The sequence below is a fragment of the Lacisediminimonas profundi genome (assembly GCF_008831265.1).
GTDB lineage: Bacteria > Pseudomonadota > Gammaproteobacteria > Burkholderiales > Burkholderiaceae_D > Lacisediminimonas > Lacisediminimonas profundi.
The window spans coordinates 170,412-189,879 of sequence record NZ_VTTH01000007.1; the positions used below are offsets into that span (position 1 = coordinate 170,412).

Annotated in this window: 21 protein-coding genes; 12 read left to right on the plus strand and 9 right to left on the minus strand. The window is 62.2% G+C overall.

The genetic code is table 11. The annotated features are described in order from the left end of the window. Positions 1 to 2: 2 nt before the first annotated feature. The 4 genes from FVE66_RS18340 to FVE66_RS18355 are packed head-to-tail and all read right to left on the minus strand — an operon-like array spanning position 3 to position 3,045. A complete protein-coding gene (locus FVE66_RS18340; RefSeq protein ID WP_151448922.1) occupies positions 3 to 854 on the minus strand; it encodes an ABC transporter permease in 852 nt (283 codons plus the stop codon). Between the two features lie 4 nt (positions 855 to 858). Then, on the minus strand, positions 859 to 1,905 hold the full coding sequence (locus FVE66_RS18345) for an ABC transporter ATP-binding protein (protein WP_151448923.1): 1,047 nt from the start codon (positions 1,903 to 1,905) through the stop codon (positions 859 to 861). 25 nt (positions 1,906 to 1,930) lie between these two features. Further along, positions 1,931 to 2,365, minus strand: a complete 435-nt coding sequence (locus tag FVE66_RS18350) for a cupin domain-containing protein (protein WP_151448924.1) — start codon at positions 2,363 to 2,365, stop codon at positions 1,931 to 1,933. Beyond that, on the minus strand, positions 2,362 to 3,045 hold the full coding sequence (locus FVE66_RS18355; protein ID WP_151448925.1) for a GntR family transcriptional regulator: 684 nt from the start codon (positions 3,043 to 3,045) through the stop codon (positions 2,362 to 2,364). Before FVE66_RS18355 ends, FVE66_RS18350 begins: the two co-directional genes overlap by 4 nt. Positions 3,046 to 3,190: 145 nt before the next feature. Between FVE66_RS18355 and FVE66_RS18360 the strand changes: the two genes are divergently transcribed. The 4 genes from FVE66_RS18360 (at position 3,191) to FVE66_RS18375 (ending at position 6,574) form a co-directional block, all read left to right on the plus strand. Next, a complete protein-coding gene (locus tag FVE66_RS18360; RefSeq protein WP_151448926.1) occupies positions 3,191 to 3,604 on the plus strand; it encodes a RidA family protein in 414 nt (137 codons plus the stop codon). A gap of 2 nt (positions 3,605 to 3,606) precedes the next feature. After that, positions 3,607 to 4,461, plus strand: coding sequence for a fumarylacetoacetate hydrolase family protein (locus FVE66_RS18365; protein ID WP_151448927.1), 855 nt, complete (start codon positions 3,607 to 3,609; stop codon positions 4,459 to 4,461). Between the two features lie 71 nt (positions 4,462 to 4,532). After that, complete coding sequence (locus FVE66_RS18370) at positions 4,533 to 5,492, plus strand: Bug family tripartite tricarboxylate transporter substrate binding protein (RefSeq protein WP_161993338.1); 960 nt, start codon at positions 4,533 to 4,535, stop codon at positions 5,490 to 5,492. A 161-nt stretch (positions 5,493 to 5,653) separates the two neighbouring features. Further along, positions 5,654 to 6,574 (plus strand): LysR substrate-binding domain-containing protein, encoded by a 921-nt coding sequence (locus FVE66_RS18375; protein ID WP_151448929.1) that lies wholly within the window; start codon positions 5,654 to 5,656, stop codon positions 6,572 to 6,574. Positions 6,575 to 6,620: 46 nt separating this feature from the next. Here FVE66_RS18375 and FVE66_RS18380 read toward each other — a convergent pair whose 3' ends face one another. From FVE66_RS18380 to FVE66_RS18390, 3 genes are all read right to left on the minus strand, one after another. Further along, on the minus strand, positions 6,621 to 7,403 hold the full coding sequence (locus tag FVE66_RS18380; RefSeq protein WP_151448930.1) for an enoyl-CoA hydratase: 783 nt from the start codon (positions 7,401 to 7,403) through the stop codon (positions 6,621 to 6,623). Between the two features lie 11 nt (positions 7,404 to 7,414). Next, a complete protein-coding gene (locus FVE66_RS18385) occupies positions 7,415 to 8,395 on the minus strand; it encodes a Bug family tripartite tricarboxylate transporter substrate binding protein (RefSeq protein WP_151449014.1) in 981 nt (326 codons plus the stop codon). A 62-nt stretch (positions 8,396 to 8,457) separates the two neighbouring features. Further along, positions 8,458 to 9,648, minus strand: a complete 1,191-nt coding sequence (locus FVE66_RS18390) for a CaiB/BaiF CoA transferase family protein (protein ID WP_151448931.1) — start codon at positions 9,646 to 9,648, stop codon at positions 8,458 to 8,460. A gap of 221 nt (positions 9,649 to 9,869) precedes the next feature. Here FVE66_RS18390 and FVE66_RS18395 point away from each other — a divergent pair, with 221 nt between their 5' ends. From FVE66_RS18395 to FVE66_RS18430, 8 genes are all read left to right on the plus strand, one after another. Continuing rightward, positions 9,870 to 11,018 carry an acyl-CoA dehydrogenase family protein gene (locus FVE66_RS18395; protein ID WP_151448932.1) on the plus strand — a complete coding sequence of 383 codons (1,149 nt, stop codon included), beginning with the start codon at positions 9,870 to 9,872 and terminating at the stop codon, positions 11,016 to 11,018. Then, positions 11,015 to 12,169 carry a thiolase family protein gene (locus tag FVE66_RS18400; protein ID WP_151448933.1) on the plus strand — a complete coding sequence of 385 codons (1,155 nt, stop codon included), beginning with the start codon at positions 11,015 to 11,017 and terminating at the stop codon, positions 12,167 to 12,169. The genes FVE66_RS18395 and FVE66_RS18400 overlap by 4 nt, the downstream gene beginning before the upstream one ends. A gap of 1 nt (position 12,170) precedes the next feature. Next, on the plus strand, positions 12,171 to 12,569 hold the full coding sequence (locus tag FVE66_RS18405; RefSeq protein ID WP_151448934.1) for a Zn-ribbon domain-containing OB-fold protein: 399 nt from the start codon (positions 12,171 to 12,173) through the stop codon (positions 12,567 to 12,569). After that, positions 12,566 to 12,970, plus strand: coding sequence for a hypothetical protein (locus tag FVE66_RS18410; protein ID WP_151448935.1), 405 nt, complete (start codon positions 12,566 to 12,568; stop codon positions 12,968 to 12,970). Before FVE66_RS18405 ends, FVE66_RS18410 begins: the two co-directional genes overlap by 4 nt. A gap of 8 nt (positions 12,971 to 12,978) precedes the next feature. Then, positions 12,979 to 13,380, plus strand: a complete 402-nt coding sequence (locus FVE66_RS18415; protein WP_241673274.1) for a MaoC family dehydratase — start codon at positions 12,979 to 12,981, stop codon at positions 13,378 to 13,380. A gap of 95 nt (positions 13,381 to 13,475) precedes the next feature. Further along, the gene (locus FVE66_RS18420) at positions 13,476 to 14,672 is read left to right on the plus strand and encodes a CaiB/BaiF CoA transferase family protein (RefSeq protein ID WP_241673275.1); all 1,197 of its coding nucleotides are present in this window, start codon (positions 13,476 to 13,478) and stop codon (positions 14,670 to 14,672) included. A gap of 46 nt (positions 14,673 to 14,718) precedes the next feature. Continuing rightward, positions 14,719 to 15,690, plus strand: coding sequence for a tripartite tricarboxylate transporter substrate binding protein (locus tag FVE66_RS18425; protein WP_151448936.1), 972 nt, complete (start codon positions 14,719 to 14,721; stop codon positions 15,688 to 15,690). A gap of 90 nt (positions 15,691 to 15,780) precedes the next feature. Further along, positions 15,781 to 16,566, plus strand: a complete 786-nt coding sequence (locus FVE66_RS18430) for an IclR family transcriptional regulator (RefSeq protein WP_151448937.1) — start codon at positions 15,781 to 15,783, stop codon at positions 16,564 to 16,566. A gap of 75 nt (positions 16,567 to 16,641) precedes the next feature. Here FVE66_RS18430 and FVE66_RS18435 read toward each other — a convergent pair whose 3' ends face one another. Both FVE66_RS18435 and FVE66_RS18440 read right to left on the minus strand, forming a co-directional pair. Further along, positions 16,642 to 17,469 (minus strand): response regulator, encoded by an 828-nt coding sequence (locus FVE66_RS18435; protein WP_151449017.1) that lies wholly within the window; start codon positions 17,467 to 17,469, stop codon positions 16,642 to 16,644. Further along, positions 17,462 to 19,462: a PAS domain-containing hybrid sensor histidine kinase/response regulator gene (locus FVE66_RS18440; RefSeq protein ID WP_241673276.1), complete on the minus strand. Its 2,001-nt coding sequence runs from the start codon at positions 19,460 to 19,462 to the stop codon at positions 17,462 to 17,464. The genes FVE66_RS18435 and FVE66_RS18440 overlap by 8 nt, the downstream gene beginning before the upstream one ends. Positions 19,463 to 19,468: the final 6 nt, after the last annotated feature.

Sequence of the window (19,468 nt, forward strand, 5' to 3'; positions counted from 1 at the left end):
TCCTATTGACGTGTAAGGCGCTTCTGAAGGAAATAGACCGCCAGCACCACCAGCATCAGCAGCATCGACAGCGCGGTGGCTCGCGGCAGGTTGAACAGCACCAAGGCATCGGTGTACACGGCAACCGAGATGTACTTGATTGCAGTTCCGCCCAGAATCAGCGGCGTCACGAACGCGCCCAGCATCAGGCTGAAAACCAGCACCGAGCCGGCAATAAGGCCCGGTACCGCGAGCGGCAGCGTGATGGTGAAGAAGGCCCGCACCGGGCCTGCGCCAAGAATGTCTCCTGCTTCCAGCAAGCGCCGGTCGATCCCCATCAGCGAAGTGGTCAGCGACAGGATCATGAAGGGCAGGAAGACCTGGGTGCCGCCGATGATCAGGCCGAGATAGTTCCCGGTCAGCGCCAGCGGACTGTCGATCAAGCCGGCACCGAGCAGGGCCTCGTTCACCAGGCCCTTGCGTCCCAGGATCAGCAGCCAGCCGTAAGTACGCACCACGGTGTTGACCAGCAGCGGCGCCGCTACCAGGAAGTACAGGATCCCGCGCCATTTTTCCGGTGCGCGGGCGATAGCCGCTGCCACCGGAAAACCGAGCAGGACGCACAGCAGCGTCACGGCGGTGGCGGTCAGGAAGGTATTGACGAACAGCGTCACGTTGCTGGACTTGGTCAGCAACTCAATGTAGTTGCGCAGCACGAATCCGGGCTGGATCTGGCCGAAGCTCTCGCTGCGAAAGCTGATCACGGTCATGTCGGCCAGCGGCAGGACCACGAGTACGGTCAGCAACAGTAGCGCGGGCAGCAGCGCCAGCCAGGGCACCTGGCGCACGGCATTGCTGGTGTTGGGGCTGGACATGGCTTCAGGTTCCAAAAGCAAGGTGACAGTCGGCGAAGGACAAATGCACTGCCTGCCCGGGACTGTCGACGCCGCCTGCCAGTCCGAGGCTACGCACCTTGACCTCCTGGCCGCTGGCAAGCCGCACGTTGTAAATGGTGGTGCCGGTCTGGTGCGCCACCTGGATCACGACGCCGGGGACAGTGTCGGCGCCAGGGCTGGCGATCTTCACGTTTTCCGGGCGCACGGCCAGCCGCACCGGGCCGGCGGGCAGCGCAAGCCGGGCCGGTATGGCACTGCCTTGCGGCAGTATCACGACACGGAGTCCGGGATCATGGATGCCGTCGATGAAAGCCACGTCGCCGACAAAGTCGGCCACGAATTCGTTGACTGGCTGCAGGTAGATGTCCTGGGGCGAAGCCAGTTGCTCGATCTTCCCGCCACGCATCACCGCCACCCGGTCGGACAGGTACAGCGCCTCCTCCTGGTCGTGCGTCACGAACAGGAAGGTGGTCCCGGTTTCCCGATGGATGCGCTTGAGTTCGGCCTGCAGCTGGCGCCGCAGCTTGAGGTCGAGTGCGCCCAGCGGCTCGTCGAGCATCAGCACCGAGGGACGGGTTGCCAGGGCACGCGCCAGCGCCACTCGCTGCTGCTGTCCGCCCGACAGCTGTCCCGGCTTGCGGTCGCGCAGGTCCGGCAATTGCACCAGCGCCAGCATTTCCGTCACGCGTTTTTCGATATCGGGTTCGGGAGCGCGCTGTGCGCGCAGTCCGTAGCCGATGTTTTCACCGACTGTCATGTGCGGGAACAGCGAGTACTGCTGGAACACCATGCCCAGCCGACGCTGCCGCGGCGGCAGGTGGGTCACATCTCGTCCATCGATGGTCACGGTGCCCGCATCCGCGGTCTCGAAGCCGGCGATGATGCGCATCAGGGTGGTCTTGCCGCAGCCGCTGGATCCGAGCAAGGTCAGGAATTCGCCATCCTCGATGTCGAGGTCGATATTGTCGGCGGCAGTGGTCGTGCCGAAGCGCTTGACGAGTCCGCGGACGGACACTTTGGCTTTTTTCATCGTAGTGGTCGCTTCGTCGATGCTGTCAGCTGGCCTGTCCACCCGGGATGACCATGGTCTGGTCCGTGTGGTATTCGGGCTTTTCGTAGTAATGGCGGCCGTCGTAGAGCTCGATCAACAGGCTGCGCTGGCGGGCCACGGTCGGGCCATGCGCGTTGTCCTTCGGATTCATGTAGAAGTCCCCGGGACGCAGCACCAGGTTGTCGGTGGTGTATTCGTATTCGCCCTCGATGCAGTACATGAACTGGTTCGACGCGTGGGTGTGGCGCACCGGGATGCCGCCGCCTTCCGCAAACTCCAGCAAGGCGATGCTGGCGCCGGTTTCAGGGTGAACCCAGTACAGGTATTGGCGCAGCCCGATGTCGGGAAAGTCGATCCAGCGCGCCGGATCAAGGTCTTTCGGGCTGATCAGGATTTCGCCCATTGGCGACTTGATGTGGATGCGTTGGTCGGCGGTCATTTTGCTGAGGATTTGAGGGTTGAAAGGTGGTCCGACATGGCGCGGGCCGCTTCATCGGGATCGTGTTTTTCAACGGCGGCGAGGATTTGCTCGTGTTGCTGCAGGACGACTTCGTATTCCTTGCGTCCCGAAATCGGTGAGTACCAGAGCAGCGAGGAGCGGTGATGCAGGTTTTCGACGAGTTCGGCAAGCACCGGGCTTTGCGCGAATCGGGCCAGGGATTCGTGAAACTCCTGGTCCAGGCGCATCAGCCCTTCACGATCGGATGCCGCAAGCAAGGCGGGTCCGCCATCCAGCTTTTCACGCAGCGTCCGGATATCGCGGTCTTCGGCGCGCTCGGCGGCCAGGCGGACCATCGCGGTTTCGAGCGGCAGGCGTGCTTCCATCAGGTAAGCCAGGTCGCGCGGTGACCAGGTCTTCACCTGGGCGCCCTTGCGTGGGCGTATTTCCACCAGTCCGTCGTATTGCAGGCGATGCAGCGCCTGGTGGATAGGCGCGCGACCAAAGCCGGTCGATTCGACCAGGCTTTGTTCGTTGAGCAGCGTACCTGGTGCCATCTCCATGCTCAGGATGCGCCATTTCAGGATTTGGTAAATCTCGTCTGTCAGGGATGGGCTTGCGGTGCGGGCGGCAGGAGGGTTCTTGCGCTGCCTGTCGCCGGCCTGGGATGGGGTGGACATGTGATTTGCCTTGAGGATTTGGAATAATTTTAGGTCGGATCATCTGATCTAGCAAGTGATACTTCATGTGATATATTACTGATTCCGACTCAGATCGCTGCGCTTGCAGCGTCACCCCCCTTTTTATCCACTCGAGGAGTTATTCATGAGCGAACCGAAAAAACGCATCATTTCCCCCAAAGTCGCCGAAGCGGCACCGAAGCGCTGGTCGAACTGCCTGGTCGTAGGCAACGTTGCATACACCTCGGGCCTGACCGCCCGCGGGCCGGACGGAAACACCATCCTCGGCAACGGCGAATATGAGCAGGCCAAAGTCACGTTCCAGAAGATCAAGGATTTGATCGTCGAGGCGGGCGGCGTGATGGATGACGTCGTCAAGCTGACCATTTTCGTGACGAACATGGCCAACAACACCGAAGTCTGGCGTGCCCGCGAAGAGTTTTTCAGCGGTGACTTCCCGGCCTGCACCCTGGTCGAAGTCAGCTCGCTCGCGAAGCCGGAAATCCTGCTCGAAATCCAGGCGATCGCCCATATCGGCTGCTCGACCGCGGGACGCTGACCATGAAGCTGATGTCTTTTACGTCAGCGCAAGGCTCAAGCTATGGCGCGGTTGAAGGCAAGCGTGTTCGCGACCTCGGCGCCCGCCTGGGAGCCGAGGCGCCGGATTTGCGGGCTGCGATCGCCCTCGGGCAAGTTTCGCGCCTGGAGAAACTGGTCGCTGCCAGCGAAGCCGACTTTTCCCTCGACGAGATCAGCTTCCTGCCGGTGATCCCCAATCCTGGCAAGATCATTTGCGCCGGCCTGAACTATGAGGCGCATCGCACCGAAGGCGGCCGTCCGGACACCAGCGACCCGGCCCTGTTCCTGCGCTTTGCCGAGTCGCAAACAGGTCACGAACAGCCCCTGCTCTGCCCGCATGAATCTGCCGACTTTGATTTTGAAGGTGAAATCGCGGTCGTGATCGGCACTGGCGGCAGGCGCATTCCGCTGGACCAGGCCTTGTCCCATGTGGCAGGCACGGCCTGCTACAACGACGGCTCGGTTCGCGATTGGCAACTGCGGACCACGCAGTGGACGCCAGGGAAGAATTTCCCGCAAACGGGAGCGTTCGGACCCTGGATGGTCACCGCCGACGAGCTGCCGGCAGACCGCGTACTGAGCCTGGTGACGCGCGTGAATGGCCAGGAAATGCAACGCACGACGACGGACCTGATGACCTTTCCGGTTGCACGGCTGATCAGCTTCATCTCCACCTTCACGACGCTGGAGCCAGGCGACGTGATTGTCACCGGAACGCCGGGCGGGGTCGGATTCCGGCGAAATCCCCAGGTGTTCCTCAAGGATGGCGACATCGTCGAAGTGGAAGTCAGCGACGTAGGCATCCTGCGCAACACGGTACGCAAGGAAGTTTTGTAGCAAAGGCGGGCACCACCAGCAATGGCAGGTGCCCGCTCTCATTTCACGATCCAACTTGAATGAAGATCATCATGAAAAAATTCATCCTCGCCATGGGAATGCTGTCCCTGGCCGCGGTACCCGCATTCAGCCAGGAAGCATATCCGGCGCAACCCGTGACACTGGTAGTTCCCTACGCGCCGGGCGGCACTGCCGACCTGCTGGCACGTTCCCTCGGGAAAGCGATCAGCGCCGACACCGGAAAGAGCGTGGTCGTCGACAACCGTCCTGGCGGCGCAACCGTGATCGGTGCCCAGGCGGTGCTCGGCAAACCGGCAGACGGCTACGCCGCCCTCGTCTCCGCAGCCAGCTTCGTCATCAATCCACACCTGATGAAACTGCCGTTTGACCCGGCAAAGGATTTCCAGCCTGTGACCCTGCTGGCGAGCAACCCGCACGTGCTGGTGGTGAGCGCCAAGGTCCCGGCCAACACGCTCTCCGAGTTCATCGACTGGGCTCGCAACAAGCAAGGTGCAGCGACTTTCTCCTCGTTCGGGAACGGCTCATCCGGCCATGTCGGATTTGAAATCCTGAAGCAGCTGGCCAAGCTCGACATGACGCACGTGGCCTACAAGGGCGCTGCCCCCTCCACGCTGGCGGTCCTGAGCGGTGAAGTCGATGCCACGCTGGGCGATATCGGCATCGTGGCGCAACACATCAAGTCCGGCAAGGTCAAAGCTATCGCCATCACCGGCGACAAGCGCAGCGCGGTGCTGCCCGATGTGCCGACCTTCGCCGAAGCGAAGTTGCCGCAATATTCATCGCAGACCTGGATAGGCTTGTGGGTGCGCAGCGACGTGCCGGCCGATCGGGTCAAGAAGCTGAATGAACTGCTTGCCAGGGCGCTGCAGAACCCGGAAACGCAGAAACTGCTGGCAGACCAGGGAATGCAGGCGCGGCCCATGAGCAGCGATCAGTTCAAGGCATTTACCCAGGCTGAAAGCGAGCGCTACCAGGCGGCCATCAAGAAAGCCGATATAAAGCTTCAATAGCCCGGATTCATTGGCAGCGGTGATAGAGCCGGGGCCGGGCGCATCAGAATGGCCGGGATGCGGTTAAGATCTCTGGAACATGCGCCCAACAGGCGCATCAGGACAGTCGGAATTTCGATCTGGAACCGGATGCGCCTGTCACTCCCCCGCTCGAGCATTCCATGTCCTATGACCTGACCGACCTGAAGCTTTTCCTCGCCATTGCCGAAGCAGGAAACCTCTCCAACGGCGCATCCAGCGTCCACATCACCGCGTCGTCTGGCAGCTATCGCCTGAAAAACCTCGAGCACGCGCTGGGAACTGCGCTGTTCGTCCGCACGCCGCGGGGAATGGACGTCACGCCGGCAGGAAAAATCCTGGTGGCGCATGTGCGCCAACTGCTGGCGGGCCTGGAACGGATGCACGGCGAGGTCGGCCGGTTTTCGGCCGGCCTGAAAGGGCAGATCAGGCTGCTGGCAAACAGCAGTTCATTGAATGGCTTCGTGGTACCCAGCCTGAGCCGGTTCCTGGTTGCCCATCCGAACGTCAACATCGATCTGGAGGAGAGAACCAGCCAGTCCATACCCGGGGCGATTGCAGCGCACGAAGCAAACATCGGCATCATGGCCGGAGATATCGATATACCGGGGCTGAAATCCTGGCGCTATGCGGTGGACAAGCTGGTCCTGGCGGTACCCATCGGGCATCCGCTGGCCAGAAAAGCCGAAATACGTTTCGGAGAAGCGCTGGATTTCGATTTCGTCTGCACCGGACGCTCCAGCAGCAATTTCCTGTTCCTGCGCGATACGGCCCAGGATACCGGCAAGCAGCTCAACGTGCGGCTTCACGCCAACAGCTTTGACACTGTCCTGACCTTGGTGGAACAAGGCGTCGGGGTGGCGCTGATTCCCTTCAGCGTCGTCGCCTCTGCACTGGACACGGCGCGAGTAGCCGCGCTCGATCTGCGCGAGCCGTGGGCCTTGCGCAAGCTGTCGATGGTGGTCCGCGCCGAGGAGGAGTTGCCGTCATTTGCCGCTGCGTTTGCCGAGTTCCTGCTGGCCGACCCACGTGTGGCGGCAACCCGGGAAGGGCAGTCCGGATAGGATAGCGCGGGCCCGAACTAGCCGGCCAGCCGGACCGCAACCTTCCTCATTTCGCTGCGCGCTTGCGCTCCAGGAAGTCATTCATGTAGCGCTGCGGCTCGCCGGTATTGAAGGCGGCGCCGAATTCCCTGACGCTGCGCTCGATGGATGTATCGAGAGGCTGGTCGTCCCATTCGCGCAAGAGCCGCTTTTGCTGACGCATGACAGCCGTGCCGCACTCGGCCAGCACTGCTGCCACACGTCGCACTTCCTGGTCCAGGTCCTGCGGCGGAACCAGGCGATTTACCAGGCCCCAGTCCAGTGCTTCCCGCGCCGTCACGATTTCGCCGGAGAGCAGCATCCAGTTCGCGCGTGAATTGCCGATCAATCTTGGCAGCAGAGCCGCATGAATGACTGACGGAATGCCTACCTTGACTTCAGGCATGCCGAACCTGCCGTCCTCGGAGGCAATCCGGATGTCGCAAGCGAGCGCCACTTCCAGCCCGCCGCCCAGGCACCAGCCCGGCAGACGGGCGATGACGGGTACCGGCATATGGCGCAGGCCATCGCAGAATTTGCGCAGAAGGGAGATGAAAATCTCGCCGCTCTCCTGCGTCAATCTTGCCATCTCGCCGATGTCGGCGCCGCCGATGAAACCCTTGTCGCCGGTGCCGCGCAGCACCACTACCCGCAGGTCGTCCCTGGTGGCCAGCAATTCCAGCGCCTGGACCAGATCCTTCATTACCGGTGTGCTCAGGATATTGAGCGACCCGGCGCCCGAGATGGTAAGCGTGGCCACATGGCCGTCCATCTGCACGGCAGCGTGAGTAAGCGTGTCAACAGTATTCATCTGTCCTGCCCTCACAGCTTGGTGAAGTTGATATCGATGACCACTTTCTTCCAGTGATCGTTGGAAGACTTGATCAAGTCGGCGAATTCCTTGCGCGTCGTGTAATCGGGAATCGCGCCCTGCTTCTCGATTGCCTCCACCACGTCTGGCGACTCCAGCGCCTGCTTCACTGCGCTGTTGAGCTTCGCGAGAATTGGGGCCGGCGTACCGGCTGGCGCGCCGATGCCAAACCACGAAGGATTGTTCATTGGCGCCAGGCCTGCTTCTGCGTAGGTCGGCACATTGGGCAGGATCTTCAGGCGCTTCTTGGCGGCCACGGCAAGCGGGCGAATCCGGTTTGCCTGGATCAATGACGAGGACGACGGAATATTGTCGAACACGACCTGGATCTGGCCAGCCATCAGGTCGGTCAACGCCGGGCCGAGCCCCTTGTAGGGCGTGTGCAGCATTTTGGTTCCGGTCGTCTTTAGGAACAGCTCGCCATTCATGTGGCTCAGGCCGCCGTTGCCCGACGAGCCAAATGCGTACTTCTCCGGGTTGGCCTTCAGTTCCTTGACCAGTGCGGGCAGGTCCCTGGCAGGGAAGGAGGGATTGACTACCAATACGTTGGGCACGTCCGCCAGGTTGCTGATCGGGTCGAAATCCTTCACCGGATCGTAGGGCGTCTTGGCATAGACATTCGGATTGACCGCATGCGAACTCTCCACCACCATGACCAGGGTGTAGCCATCCGCCGGCTGCTTGGCTGCAAAAGAGCTGCCGACCGCCCCGCCCGCGCCCGGACGGTTTTCGACGATGAAGGTCTGCTTCAGGATGGCGCCCAGCTTGTTTCCCACGATGCGGGCCAGGATGTCAGTGGTGCCGCCCGGTGCGTAGGGGACCACGATCCTTACCGGCTTGTTGGGATACGAGGGATCGGCGTGTGCGCCACCGCTTGCACCCATCAGGCAGAACGATGCGGCAGTGGCCGCAAATATTTTCGTCAGTTTCATATGTTTCATATTCATGTCTCCTTTGTTGCGATTGATTCGGATACGGCGCGTCATTGAACCTGTCATTGAACCTGCTGGGCCAGCGACCCCAGAACCTGTTGCGTGTGCTCGCCCAGCATGGGAGGAGGCGCGATCGGCGCGGCGGCGTCAGCGACGCCACTGAGCATGGGGTTGCGCACCATGCGGATTGCGCCCATGACCGGATGGGCGACCACTTTCACAAGCTGCCGGTGCTGCACCTGCGGATCCTGGAAAACATCATCCAGCGTGTTGATCGGCCCCCACGGAACACCGGCGGCATCGAAGGCCCGGGTCCAGTCGTCCCGATTGCGTTGCACGAACAGGTTGGCAAGAATCTCGCGCAGTACCCGCAAATTGATGATCCGGTTCGAATTGGTGGCAAAACGAGGGTCGGCCGCCAGGGCCGGCGCGCCAGCCACGTCACAGAAGCGCTGGAACTGACCATCGTTTCCAATCGCCAGGATCAGATGGCCATCGGCGCAGCGGAACACTTCATACGGCGCGCAGTTCGGATGCGCATTGCCGGAACGCGGCGGATTAACCCCCGAGGCCAGATAGTTCGCGCCCTGATTGGCATTCAAGGCAACCGCAACATCGAGCAAGGCCAGGTCGATGCATCCCCCTTCGCCCGTCGTGGAGCGCCGGAACAGCGCTGCCAGCACCGCGGAAGTGGCATACATGCCGGTTGTCAGGTCCACTACCGCGACCCCGGTGCGCAGCGGCCCCGCCCCCGGCTCGCCATCCGGCTGGCCGGTGTAACTCATCAAGCCACCCATGCCCTGGAACACGTAGTCGTATCCCGGCTTGTCGGACATCGGCCCTGATTGTCCGAATCCCGTAATGGACAGATAGATCAGGCGCGGGTTGGCGGCTTTCAGCGATTCGTAATCAAGTCCATAGCGCTTCAAGGTGCCCGGCTTGAAATTTTCGACCAGCACATCGGCGTCCCTGGCCAGCTCGCGAATGACAGCCGCCCCCTCGGGGCTTGCAAAGTCCACCGCAACCGAACGCTTGCCGCGATTGCAGCACACGAAATAGGCCGACAGCCTGTGCTCGCCTTGTTCGGATTCCAGGTACGGCGGCCCCCAGCCGCGGGTATCGTCGCCGCGCGTGGGGTGTTCCACCTTGGTCACCTCGGCGCCGAGGTCGGCCAGGTTCTGCGTACACCAGGGTCCCGCCAATATGCGGGATAAATCCAGGACCTTGATGCCTCGAAGGGCTGTTTGGAGCATGCCGTCTCTCGCTTGCGCAATCAAAGACGGCGAGTATAGGAGTGCCCTTGCATGGCAACCAGTTCAATGTTTCGAAGCCTGCGTTCAAACCAGACCAACACGCCGGCCGGGCGCAGCGCCTGCCGGCGATCGCTTGACAAGCGAAACGCCCCCGTCATATCATTTCTTACAGCGAATGATATTCGGCATAGAGAATAGAAAAAGCATTTTAAGGAGACAAGATGGCGCTTTCATTCCAGTTTTCCAGCGAGCATGAGGCTGTGCGCGACACGGTACGGCGCCTGTGCCAGGAAGAGTTGTCGCCGCTGGTCGACGATGCCGAAGAAAACGAGGTGTTTCCGCGCCATGTGTTCCAGCGATGGGGCGAGCTTGGCTTGATCGGCGTTCGCTATCCGGAACGCGATGGCGGCACCGGCATGGACAAGGTTTCCGACTGCATCGTGCGGGAAGAACTGAGCTACATGAGCCAGGCGTTTGCCACCAGCTGGTCGGCCCATTCCCATCTGGGCATATGGCCGATCTGGAAGGTCGGCACGCCCTGGCAGCGCGAGAACTATTTCAAGCCAGCCCTCACGGGTGAAAAGGTGGCGGGCTTTGGCCTGAGCGAGCCCGACGGCGGCTCCAACGTGCGCGCCCTGAAGACGCGCGCTGAGCGCGTTGACGGCGGCTGGAAGCTAAACGGCAGCAAGCTCTATATCACCAACGCCCCATTTGCCAATTTCCTGCTGGTCGCCGCACGCACCCGGCCCGAGCTGAAGCCGGAATCGATCAGCCTGTTCATCGTGGATTTGCCCAATCCGGGGTTCGAGGTCCACAAGCTGCGCAAGGAAGGCATTCGCGCCTCGGAAACCGGACTCATCCACATCGAAGACGCGTTCGTGCCCGATGAGTGCCTGCTGGGCGGCATTGAAGGCACCTACCCGGTGATCCTGGAGTGCCTGAGCGAAAACCGGGTTGGCGTGGCGGCCAACGCACTTGGCATGGCGCGCGCCGCCTTTGACGCCGCCAAAGCCTATGCCAGCGATCGCATCGTGGCCAACAAGCGCATCGGCGACTACCAGGCGATTGCCCACAAGCTGGCTGACATGGCGGCGCAGATCGAGGCCGCCAAATGGATGGTCTACTACGGCGCATGGCGCGTGGACCAGGGCACTCTCGATGCGGCCACCGCTGCGCGCGTGAAACTCATCGCCAGCGAAACCGCGCTGGCCGTCAGCGAACAAGCCATTCGCATCCACGGCGGCGCCGGCATCATGCGCGAATATCCGGTGGGGCGCATCCACCGCGACGCCTTCGTCTATGTGATTGGGGAAGGCACCAGCGAGGTCCAGCGCAACATCATTGCCCGCGACATGGGATTCAAGCCATGAGCATGGACGCCTTCATCACCGGCGCCTGCGACACCGAAGTCGGTGAACTGGCCGGCAGCAGTTGCATGGGCTTGCACGCGCAAGCGGCGATGGGGGCAGTGGCCGACGCAGGCTTGACGCTGGCCGATATCGATGGCGTGCTGTGCGCCTATTCGTTCACCGAGCCGCACCTGATGCTGGCATCGGTATTCTGCGAGTACCTCGGGATTCACCCGGGTTACTGCACCTCGATCCAGGCCGGCGGCGCCAGCGCAGCCATCATGATCATGCAAGCTGCGGCGCTGGTGGCCAGCGGGCAGTGCCAGCACGTGCTGGTGGTCACCGGCGATAACAGGCTCACCGGCATGACGCGTGACGGCGCAGTGGCCGTGCTCTCCGAAGTGGGGCATGCCCAGTTCGAGCGCCCGTTCGGCATCAGCGTGCCGGCTTCCTATGCGCTGGTGGCGCAGCACTACATGCACGAATATGGCGTGACCCCGGAACAGCTGGCAGCCATTGCCGTGACCCACCGCCAGCACGCCGGCCGTCATCCCAAGGCCCATAAACGCGAACCGATCACCATCGAGCAGGTGCTGGCGTCCAGGATAATTTCCTCGCCATTGCACATGCTGGATTGCTGCCTGATATCCGACGGCGGCGCCGCCCTGGTTGTCAGCAGTCGCGCAGCGGCGGCTGACACGCGTGGAACTGCCATTGAAATCCTGGGCGCGGGCCAGGGCCACACGCACGAGCACATCATCTCCGCTCCCAGCCTGACCGATTTTGGCTGCAAGGCCTCGTCCGCCGCGGCGTTTGCGCGCGCCGGGCTGACGCCGGCGGACATCGACGTTGCGCTGATCTACGATTCGTTCACCATCACCTTGCTGGTCGAGCTTGAATCGATCGGCTTTTTCGAACGCGGAGAGGCCGGGCCTGCCGCCATGCGCGGCGAGCTCGACCTCGGCGGCAGCTTGCCCTGCAACACGCACGGCGGCTTGCTTTCATACGGGCACTCTGGCGCGGCGGGGGGCATGTTCCATGCCGTCGAAGCCGTGCACCAATTGCGCGGCCGCGCCGATGCCCGCCAGGTGCCCGGCGCGCGTCTGGCGTTCGTGCACGGGGATGGCGGGATCCTGTCCGCCCATTGCTCACTGGTCCTGGGAGTAAATTGACATGAGCCGCCCCCTGCCCCGTCCGACTGCGGACACCCGACATTTCTGGGACGGCTGCGCCACCGGCGAACTACGCTACCAGCGTTGCGCCCACTGCGGCGAGGTGCAGCTGATCCCGCGCTCGCTTTGCTCGGCCTGCCAGCATGCCGATCTGGAATGGCACCGCTCCGGCGGCCAAGGCCGGGTGCTGAGTTACACCGTGGTGCACCGCGCCCCGACGCCGGCATTCAAGGACGAGACACCCTACATCATCGCCCTGGTGGACATGAGCGAGGGCTTTCGGCTGATGGTCAACGTCCGCGGCGGCGGCGCAACGCCGCTGGCAATTGGCCAGTCGGTGCGCATAGGTTTCCGCGAGATTGAAGGCATGGCTTTGCCGGAAGCACAGGTGCTGGAATGAAGAAAGCCATCACCTTCGCCGATTTTCAGGCCGGCGCCGTGCTGGGCGAACACATCGAGGCATACGACCGGAACCTGGTGAACGCATGGCAGCGCATTTTCGGCTCTGCGCCAGCCGACGGCGCCAATAGCGCTGCCGAAGCCGCCAGCATTGCCATGGTGCTCGCCATGCGCGCCTTCCTGACCGTAGTCGCGCCACGGCCACCAGGCAATGTGCACGCGCGCCAGCAGTTCAGGCTGGACACTTTGCCGCAGCCTGGCGAGCAGGTGCGCACGGTCGTGTCCTGCGTCGACAAGCAAGTCAAACGGGAACGGCTCTACGTTGATTTGCGCGTCCAGGGAAGCGGCGACGACGGCCGTGCGCTGTTTACTGGCTGCATGAGCCTGATATGGGCCGCCTGATGACTCCGATGAGCACCCTGCCCGACATCCTGTCCCCGGTACGCATGAAGATCGAACCGGCAGTGATCGCCGCCTACGCCGAGCTGACCAATGACTTCAATCCCATCCACCTCGACCCCGAATTTGCGTCAGGCACCCCAATGGGCGGCGTGATTGCGCACGGCACCATGTCGATCGGGCTGATATGGCAGGCCTTGCAGCGCAGCCTGGGGAGCGCAGCATTTGAACAGTCCGAGCTGGACATCCGTTTCGTCAAACCTGTGCGCCCGGGTGAAACCCTGGTTGCCGGCGGCCAGGCACGGCCGGATGCCCCCGGGGTGTACGACGTGTGGGTCCGCGCCGAGGATGACGGCGGCGACCGCATCGTTGGCAGCGTGCGTGTGCCAGGCGCAGCGGCCGGAGTGACATAAAAAAAATGGAACACGCTCCATCCCGCATTGGCAATGGCCAATGGCCAATCGTCAAGGGGCAAGGGGCGGCATCAATCATTGAAGTGGAGCGAGACATGAACATGCTGAGCAAGGCGCTGGACGGCGTCAAGGTGCTGGATTTCAGTCAGGGAATCGCGGGTCCACACGGCGCCTGCCTGCTGGCGGAAATGGGCGCTGATGTACTCAAGCTGGAGCCACCGGCAGGCGACTGGCTGCGCGTGCTGGGCGCGCGCAGGGGCCAGTCCAGCGTACTGTTCGGCACCTTCAATCGTGGCAAGCGCAGCCTCGCCGCGGATCTGAAGCAGCCGGGCGGGCGCGACATAGCGCTCAAGCTGATTGCCGATGCCGACGTGATGATCGAAAGCAACCGCGTCGGCGTGATGGCGCGCCTGGGTCTGGACTACGAGAGCGTCCGGGCGCTGAATCCCCGGCTGATCTACGTATCGGTAACCGGCTTCGGACAGAAAGGACCCTACATCGACCGGCCAGCCACTGACGCGGCCGTGCAGGCGTACACCGGCTTCTCGTTTGGGGCCGGGGACATGGTCGAGCCGGTGCGAGTGCGCATATCGCTGGTCGACATCATCAGCGGCATCTATGCCAGCAACGCCATTGTCGCGGCGCTGTTCCAGCGGGTGCGCACCGGCGCCGGCCAGTACATCGACCTGAGCCTGATGCACAGCATCACCGCGGTGCAGGGCTACAAATACGCGGAGCACGAACTGACGGGCGGCGCATTGAGCGGCGAGTTATTTGCGGGGATCGGCATTTACCGCACGGCAGACGGCTTCATCGCCTTGTCAGCGATGAAGGAGGAGCATGTCACCGACTTGATTTCCCTGATTGGCCGCAGCGACCTGCTGACTGATCCACGTTTTGCGACAGCGGCTGCGCGTTTCGAGCATCAGGGCGAACTGAGAAAAGTCATTTCTGCCGAACTGCTCAAGCAAGCGTCCGCCCGGTGGCTGCCGAAGATGCGTGCGGCCGACCTGATCCATCAGGAAGTCCTGACATACGACGCCTACCGGAACGACCCGCAAGTCCTGGAGCAACGGCTGTTTACCCCGACCGACCTGAACGAAGTCGGCACGCTGCCCACCGTGCGCATGCCTGGACTGCCGCCCGGCGACAGTTCGCCGGCCAGGCCGCCATCGATCGGTGAACACACTGACACGGTGCTGGAAAGCCTGGGATTCAGTGCTGACGAAATCGCCCGGCTGGCGATCACGAAAATTGTTGTGCAAGCAAATGCGAATGGGCCGGTCAATTAAGTGACTGAGCCTGCCCCTTCGCTCAATACCAATAAAGGAGACCAACATGTCCATGTTTCGCAAATGCCTCATCCTGTCCGCCCTGATGATTCCTGCGTTGCCGGCGGTGTACGCGCAAGAGATCCCCGCTGGCAAGCCGATACGCATCATCGTGCCCTACGCTGCCGGCGGCACATCTGACATCCTGGGTCGCTCGCTGGCCCAGCGACTGGGGCAGCGGCTTGGCCGCTCCGTCATCGTCGAGAACAAGGCTGGCGCCGGCGGCTCGCTAGGAACCGAGGCCACGGTGCGCGCCGACCCCGATGGCACTACCGTGCTGCTGCACAGCGGAGCGATTGCCACGGAACCATCCCTCAAGCGCAATCTTCCCTATGACGTGTTGCGCGACCTCGCGCCGATAAGCACGGCAGTGATGGGCCCGTTTGCCGTGCTGGTAAGCCCGCAATTGCCGGTGAAGTCTGTCGCGGAGCTGATCGCCTATGCCAAGGCCAATCCTGGCAAGCTCAACTTCGGCACGCCAGGCACGGGCACCTCGGTACATCTGGCCAGCGAGCAATTCAAGGCAGCGGCTGGAATCCAGATTGTGCACGTTCCCTACAAGGGCGCCGGGCCCGCGCTGACGGCCGCGATGGCCAACGACGTGCAGCTGGTGATTGACCCGCTGGCGACCGCAAAGAAATTTGCCGAGGCGGGCAAATTGCGCGCGCTGGCCGTGACCACTGCGCGCCGCACCGATCTGTGGCCCGAGATGCAGACCGTGGCAGAAACCGGTTTGCCGGGATTCGACGCCTCGGTCTGGTATGGACTTTATGTGCCGGCAAAGACGCCCGCCGCCATCGTCCGGCTGCTGAATGCTGAATTCGTTGCCATCCTGAAGTCAGCCGACATGACGCAATGGCTACGCAATGAAGGTCTTGAAGCGGTAGCTGATTCGCCGGAGCAGTCCAGGCAATGGCTGGCCAAGGACATACAGCGCTGGAAGGCGGTAGTCCAGGCGGCGGGGATCAAGGTGGAATAAGGGCCTTCCCGGTTTCCGTAGCTGGGGAAAGGCACACGCCGGCCGCATGTGCCTTACATTAACGTCAGTTACGCAATTTTCAGAATCAACATGTCCAAAACGAATGCACCTGAAAAGCCGGTCGGGGCGCTGGTCAGCGGACTGGCTGTCCTGCGCTATCTGGCCTCTACAAGAACGCCGGCTGGCGTGACGCGCATCGCGCGTGACCTGGAGCTGAACTCCAGCACCTGCTTCAACCTGCTCAAGACGCTTGCTCATGAAGGCTTGATCAACTTCGATGATCCCACCAAGACCTACACCATAGGGCTGGGCCTGGTTGAACTTGCCAAGGGAGCGCTGGAACAGTCCTCTTACGTGCGAATGGTGCATCCCTTCCTGGAGCAAATCGCCGCCAATCATCGTGTCACGGCGACGCTTTGGCATCGAACCCACGGAGATCGCGTCGTACTTCTCGACCGGGCTGACCATGAAGCCGCGATCCGGGTTCACATGAGCATCGGACAACGCTTGCCCATGTATATCGCCGCCCTTGGGCGCTGCATGGCGGCCTATTCGCGCCTGGAACCCGAGCAGCTTCGTCTCCATTTCGAGAATCTGCGCTGGGAGAGCGGCCCCACGTTCGACGAATATCTGCTCGAGATCGAAGAGGTCCGCAAACGGGGCTATGCCGTCGACAGCGGCAGCTATGTCAAAGGCGTCACGACTGTTTCCGCCGCCGTTCTCGATGAAAGCGAGCGGCCTGTCATGGCAATCAGCGCGGTCGGCTTCAGCGGCCAGCTCGACAAGACCGCCATCAAGGCGCTCGGTGAGGCTTTGAAGGAAAGCGCTGACAAGGTCTCGCGCGCGCTAGCCGGACATGTGCGGGCCCGGCCGTGAGTGCTGGCGCTGCGGCCAGGATTCTTCCCTCAACGCTATTTGCGCCAGCTGTTCCCGCACATCTTGCTACAAGCCTTACGACTGGTGGGGCACTGCGCGTTCGGTAATGTCGATCCCGATGCCGCGATAGCCGGCAAAGCGGCTGGCTGAGTCGAACACCGGTTCGCCGCTGACCTGCAGCACCTGCGTGCTGCCGTCGGCATTGCTGTGGGTGTAGATCAGATCGACGAAAGGCTGTCGCGCCGCAATGTTGGCGTCCAGCTGCGCCCGCGCGATGGCATTGCGTTCGGCCACGGCAGCGGATTCGCCCGGCCGGTCGCCCTCGCCTATGCCGAGCATCTCGAACACCGGGCCCGAGACATTGGTGAATTTCCCCTGCGCGTCCTGCTCCCAGTACCAATCCGAAGAGAGTTCGGTAAAGCTCCTGAAACGTGCTTCGCTTTCGCGCAGCTCGGCCGTGCGTTCCTGCACCGTCTTCTCCAGCAGCCGGTTGTAGTCGGCCAGCTTGCGGTACAGCAGCCGGACCTCCAGCATGTTGCGGATTCTCATCTGTACCTCGACCAGGTCGAAGGGCTTGCTGACGAAATCCCTGGCCCCCGCATTCAGCGCGCGCAGCTTGTGGCCGGGCTGCGCCGTGATGACCAGTACCGGCAAGTAGTCGGGCTCGATTTCCTTCAGACCCTCCATGACCTCGAACCCGTCCATGCCCGGCATCTGCAAATCCAGCAAGATCAGGTCGTAGCGGTGCTCCAGGTGCATCGGACAGACCGAATGCGGATCCATGGTCGTCGCGATTTGCGTGTAGCCGACGTTGTGCAGCATTTTTTCCAGCAGCATCACGTTGGCTTGCTGGTCGTCGACGATCAGGATCCTGGCATTCAGTATTTCGGAGGGCTTAATCATCATGTTCTTTCATGGAAGTCTCACGGCGTTCACCAGCATTTGCCGCCGGCGCCAACATCGCGGAGCGGCGGTCTTCCCCTGTATTTTCAAGCACTACATCCAGCGCTTCCATCAGTTCCACGACCTTGATCGGTTTGGTCAGGTAGCGGAAGAAGCCTGCGTCCATTCCCCGCTTGATGTCGCTCGGGACGGCGTTTGCCGACAGCGCAATGACCGGAATATCCGCTGTCGCCGGGTCGGCGCGCAGCGCTTTCAATGCGCCAAATCCGCTGATGCCGGGCAGGTGGATGTCCATCAGGATGACGTCGGGCTGGGCCCCTTGCGCGATCGCGATTCCCATGTGTCCGTCTGTCGCTGTCAGCAGCTTCAGGTCGCTGCGGCGGCCGATCAGCTGCTCGACCAGTGCCAGGTTCGCCGGATTGTCCTCGACGTAGAGCAAGGTGCGCTGCTGTCCTGCCGGCAGCGAAGGCGCCAGGTCGGCGCCAACCGGCAGCATATGGTCGGCTCCGAACACCAGCTCCGGTGCAGTCGACACTGGCAGCTCGATCCAGAACAGGCTGCCGCCTCCGACGGTGCTTTCCACGCCGATGGCGCCGCCCATCAGCTCGACCAGCTGCTTGGTGACGACCAGGCCTATACCGGTGCCCTCCTCCGTGCTGGCCTGCTGCCCGAGCCGGTTGAATGGCTGGAACAGTTGCGCCAACTGCTCGGGTGCGAGACCCGCGCCGGTGTCGCGCACACTCACACGTATCCGGCTTTCAGCGGCCGGATTGCATTCAACCGTGACCGTGCCATCCATCCGGTTGTACTTGATCGCATTCGACAGCAGGTTGATCATCACCTGCTTGACCCTGGTCCGGTCGGCATGGACGAAGATCGGGTCGTGGAGGCGGGGAAAGTGCATCTGGATGCCACGCTTTTGCGCCTGCGGCTCGAACATCGCCTGGCAATCCTCGAGCACATCCGTCAGCGACATCGACTCCTGCGAAATGGTGACCTTCCCGGATTCGATCATCGCCAGATCCAGGATCTCGTTGATCAGGCGAAGCAGGTACCAGCCTGCTTGCAGGATCTGGATGATCGACTGCTGTTGACCGGAGGAAGGTGGCGGCGTGTCCGACTCCATCAGTTGGGCAAAACCGAGTATGGCGTTGAGCGGGGTGCGCAACTCATGGCTCATGCTGGAGAGGAATTCGGATTTCGCAAGGTTGGCTTTTTCCGCGGCTGCCCGGGCGGCCTCCAGTTCGATATTGTTTTGCTGGAGCGCGTGCTGCTGGTCGCGCAAGCGCTGGTCGAGCACGGCCTGCCTCGCTTCGACCCGCTTGCGCGCCGTGTTGTCGGTACCGATCAGCAGGTAGCCAATGATATTGCCCTCCTCGCTGCGCAGGGCGGTGGCCGATACGATCGCCGGGAAGCGGGTGCCATCATTGCGGATGTAGGTCAGTTCATAAATGTCTTCGATGCCGCGCGATGCCTTGTAGACCAGGGCCGCCAGGCCGGGCTCGATCTGCGAACCCCATTCAAGGCTCAATGCCTCTGCCCGGGCTACCAGTTCGTCCGCGTCGGAGATACCGGCTGGCGTGATCTTGTCGATCACCTCGGCTGCCGCGTAACCGAGCATGCGCTCCGCGCCAGGGTTGAAGATCCGGATCACCCCTCTGGCGTCGGTCGCAATCAAGGAAAAATTGATGCTGTTGAAGATGGCGTGTTGCAGCGCCCCGGCCTGCAACAACGGCCGCGGTTGCAGGCCAAGGACGCCGCCCGGCAGTGCACGGATTCGGCGCCAGACCGGCACCGCCAGCACGGCAAAAAAAACAAAGAGAAGAAAAATGCTGGCCTGGATGACAATCGCATCCGGCGACGGCTGCTTCTCGTTTTTAAGGGCAAGGAAGGCGACCAGAAGCAGCACCAGCAAGGTGGCGCCGATAGCGGCGAACATCAGCAGTTCGATCGACAGTTTTCTGGCCGGGGCTGCAGGGACGGTATCAGGCATGGACAT

Coding starts and splice junctions, on each gene's coding strand:
- FVE66_RS18340 (WP_151448922.1), bottom strand. CDS start 854: ATGTCCAGCCCCAACACCAGCAATGCCGTGCGCCAGGTGCCCTGGCTG.
- FVE66_RS18345 (WP_151448923.1), bottom strand. CDS start 1,905: ATGAAAAAAGCCAAAGTGTCCGTCCGCGGACTCGTCAAGCGCTTCGGC.
- FVE66_RS18350 (WP_151448924.1), bottom strand. CDS start 2,365: ATGACCGCCGACCAACGCATCCACATCAAGTCGCCAATGGGCGAAATC.
- FVE66_RS18355 (WP_151448925.1), bottom strand. CDS start 3,045: ATGTCCACCCCATCCCAGGCCGGCGACAGGCAGCGCAAGAACCCTCCT.
- FVE66_RS18360 (WP_151448926.1), top strand. CDS start 3,191: ATGAGCGAACCGAAAAAACGCATCATTTCCCCCAAAGTCGCCGAAGCG.
- FVE66_RS18365 (WP_151448927.1), top strand. CDS start 3,607: ATGAAGCTGATGTCTTTTACGTCAGCGCAAGGCTCAAGCTATGGCGCG.
- FVE66_RS18370 (WP_161993338.1), top strand. CDS start 4,533: ATGAAAAAATTCATCCTCGCCATGGGAATGCTGTCCCTGGCCGCGGTA.
- FVE66_RS18375 (WP_151448929.1), top strand. CDS start 5,654: ATGTCCTATGACCTGACCGACCTGAAGCTTTTCCTCGCCATTGCCGAA.
- FVE66_RS18380 (WP_151448930.1), bottom strand. CDS start 7,403: ATGAATACTGTTGACACGCTTACTCACGCTGCCGTGCAGATGGACGGC.
- FVE66_RS18385 (WP_151449014.1), bottom strand. CDS start 8,395: ATGAAACTGACGAAAATATTTGCGGCCACTGCCGCATCGTTCTGCCTG.
- FVE66_RS18390 (WP_151448931.1), bottom strand. CDS start 9,648: ATGCTCCAAACAGCCCTTCGAGGCATCAAGGTCCTGGATTTATCCCGC.
- FVE66_RS18395 (WP_151448932.1), top strand. CDS start 9,870: ATGGCGCTTTCATTCCAGTTTTCCAGCGAGCATGAGGCTGTGCGCGAC.
- FVE66_RS18400 (WP_151448933.1), top strand. CDS start 11,015: ATGAGCATGGACGCCTTCATCACCGGCGCCTGCGACACCGAAGTCGGT.
- FVE66_RS18405 (WP_151448934.1), top strand. CDS start 12,171: ATGAGCCGCCCCCTGCCCCGTCCGACTGCGGACACCCGACATTTCTGG.
- FVE66_RS18410 (WP_151448935.1), top strand. CDS start 12,566: ATGAAGAAAGCCATCACCTTCGCCGATTTTCAGGCCGGCGCCGTGCTG.
- FVE66_RS18415 (WP_241673274.1), top strand. CDS start 12,979: ATGAGCACCCTGCCCGACATCCTGTCCCCGGTACGCATGAAGATCGAA.
- FVE66_RS18420 (WP_241673275.1), top strand. CDS start 13,476: ATGAACATGCTGAGCAAGGCGCTGGACGGCGTCAAGGTGCTGGATTTC.
- FVE66_RS18425 (WP_151448936.1), top strand. CDS start 14,719: ATGTCCATGTTTCGCAAATGCCTCATCCTGTCCGCCCTGATGATTCCT.
- FVE66_RS18430 (WP_151448937.1), top strand. CDS start 15,781: ATGTCCAAAACGAATGCACCTGAAAAGCCGGTCGGGGCGCTGGTCAGC.
- FVE66_RS18435 (WP_151449017.1), bottom strand. CDS start 17,469: ATGATTAAGCCCTCCGAAATACTGAATGCCAGGATCCTGATCGTCGAC.
- FVE66_RS18440 (WP_241673276.1), bottom strand. CDS start 19,462: ATGCCTGATACCGTCCCTGCAGCCCCGGCCAGAAAACTGTCGATCGAA.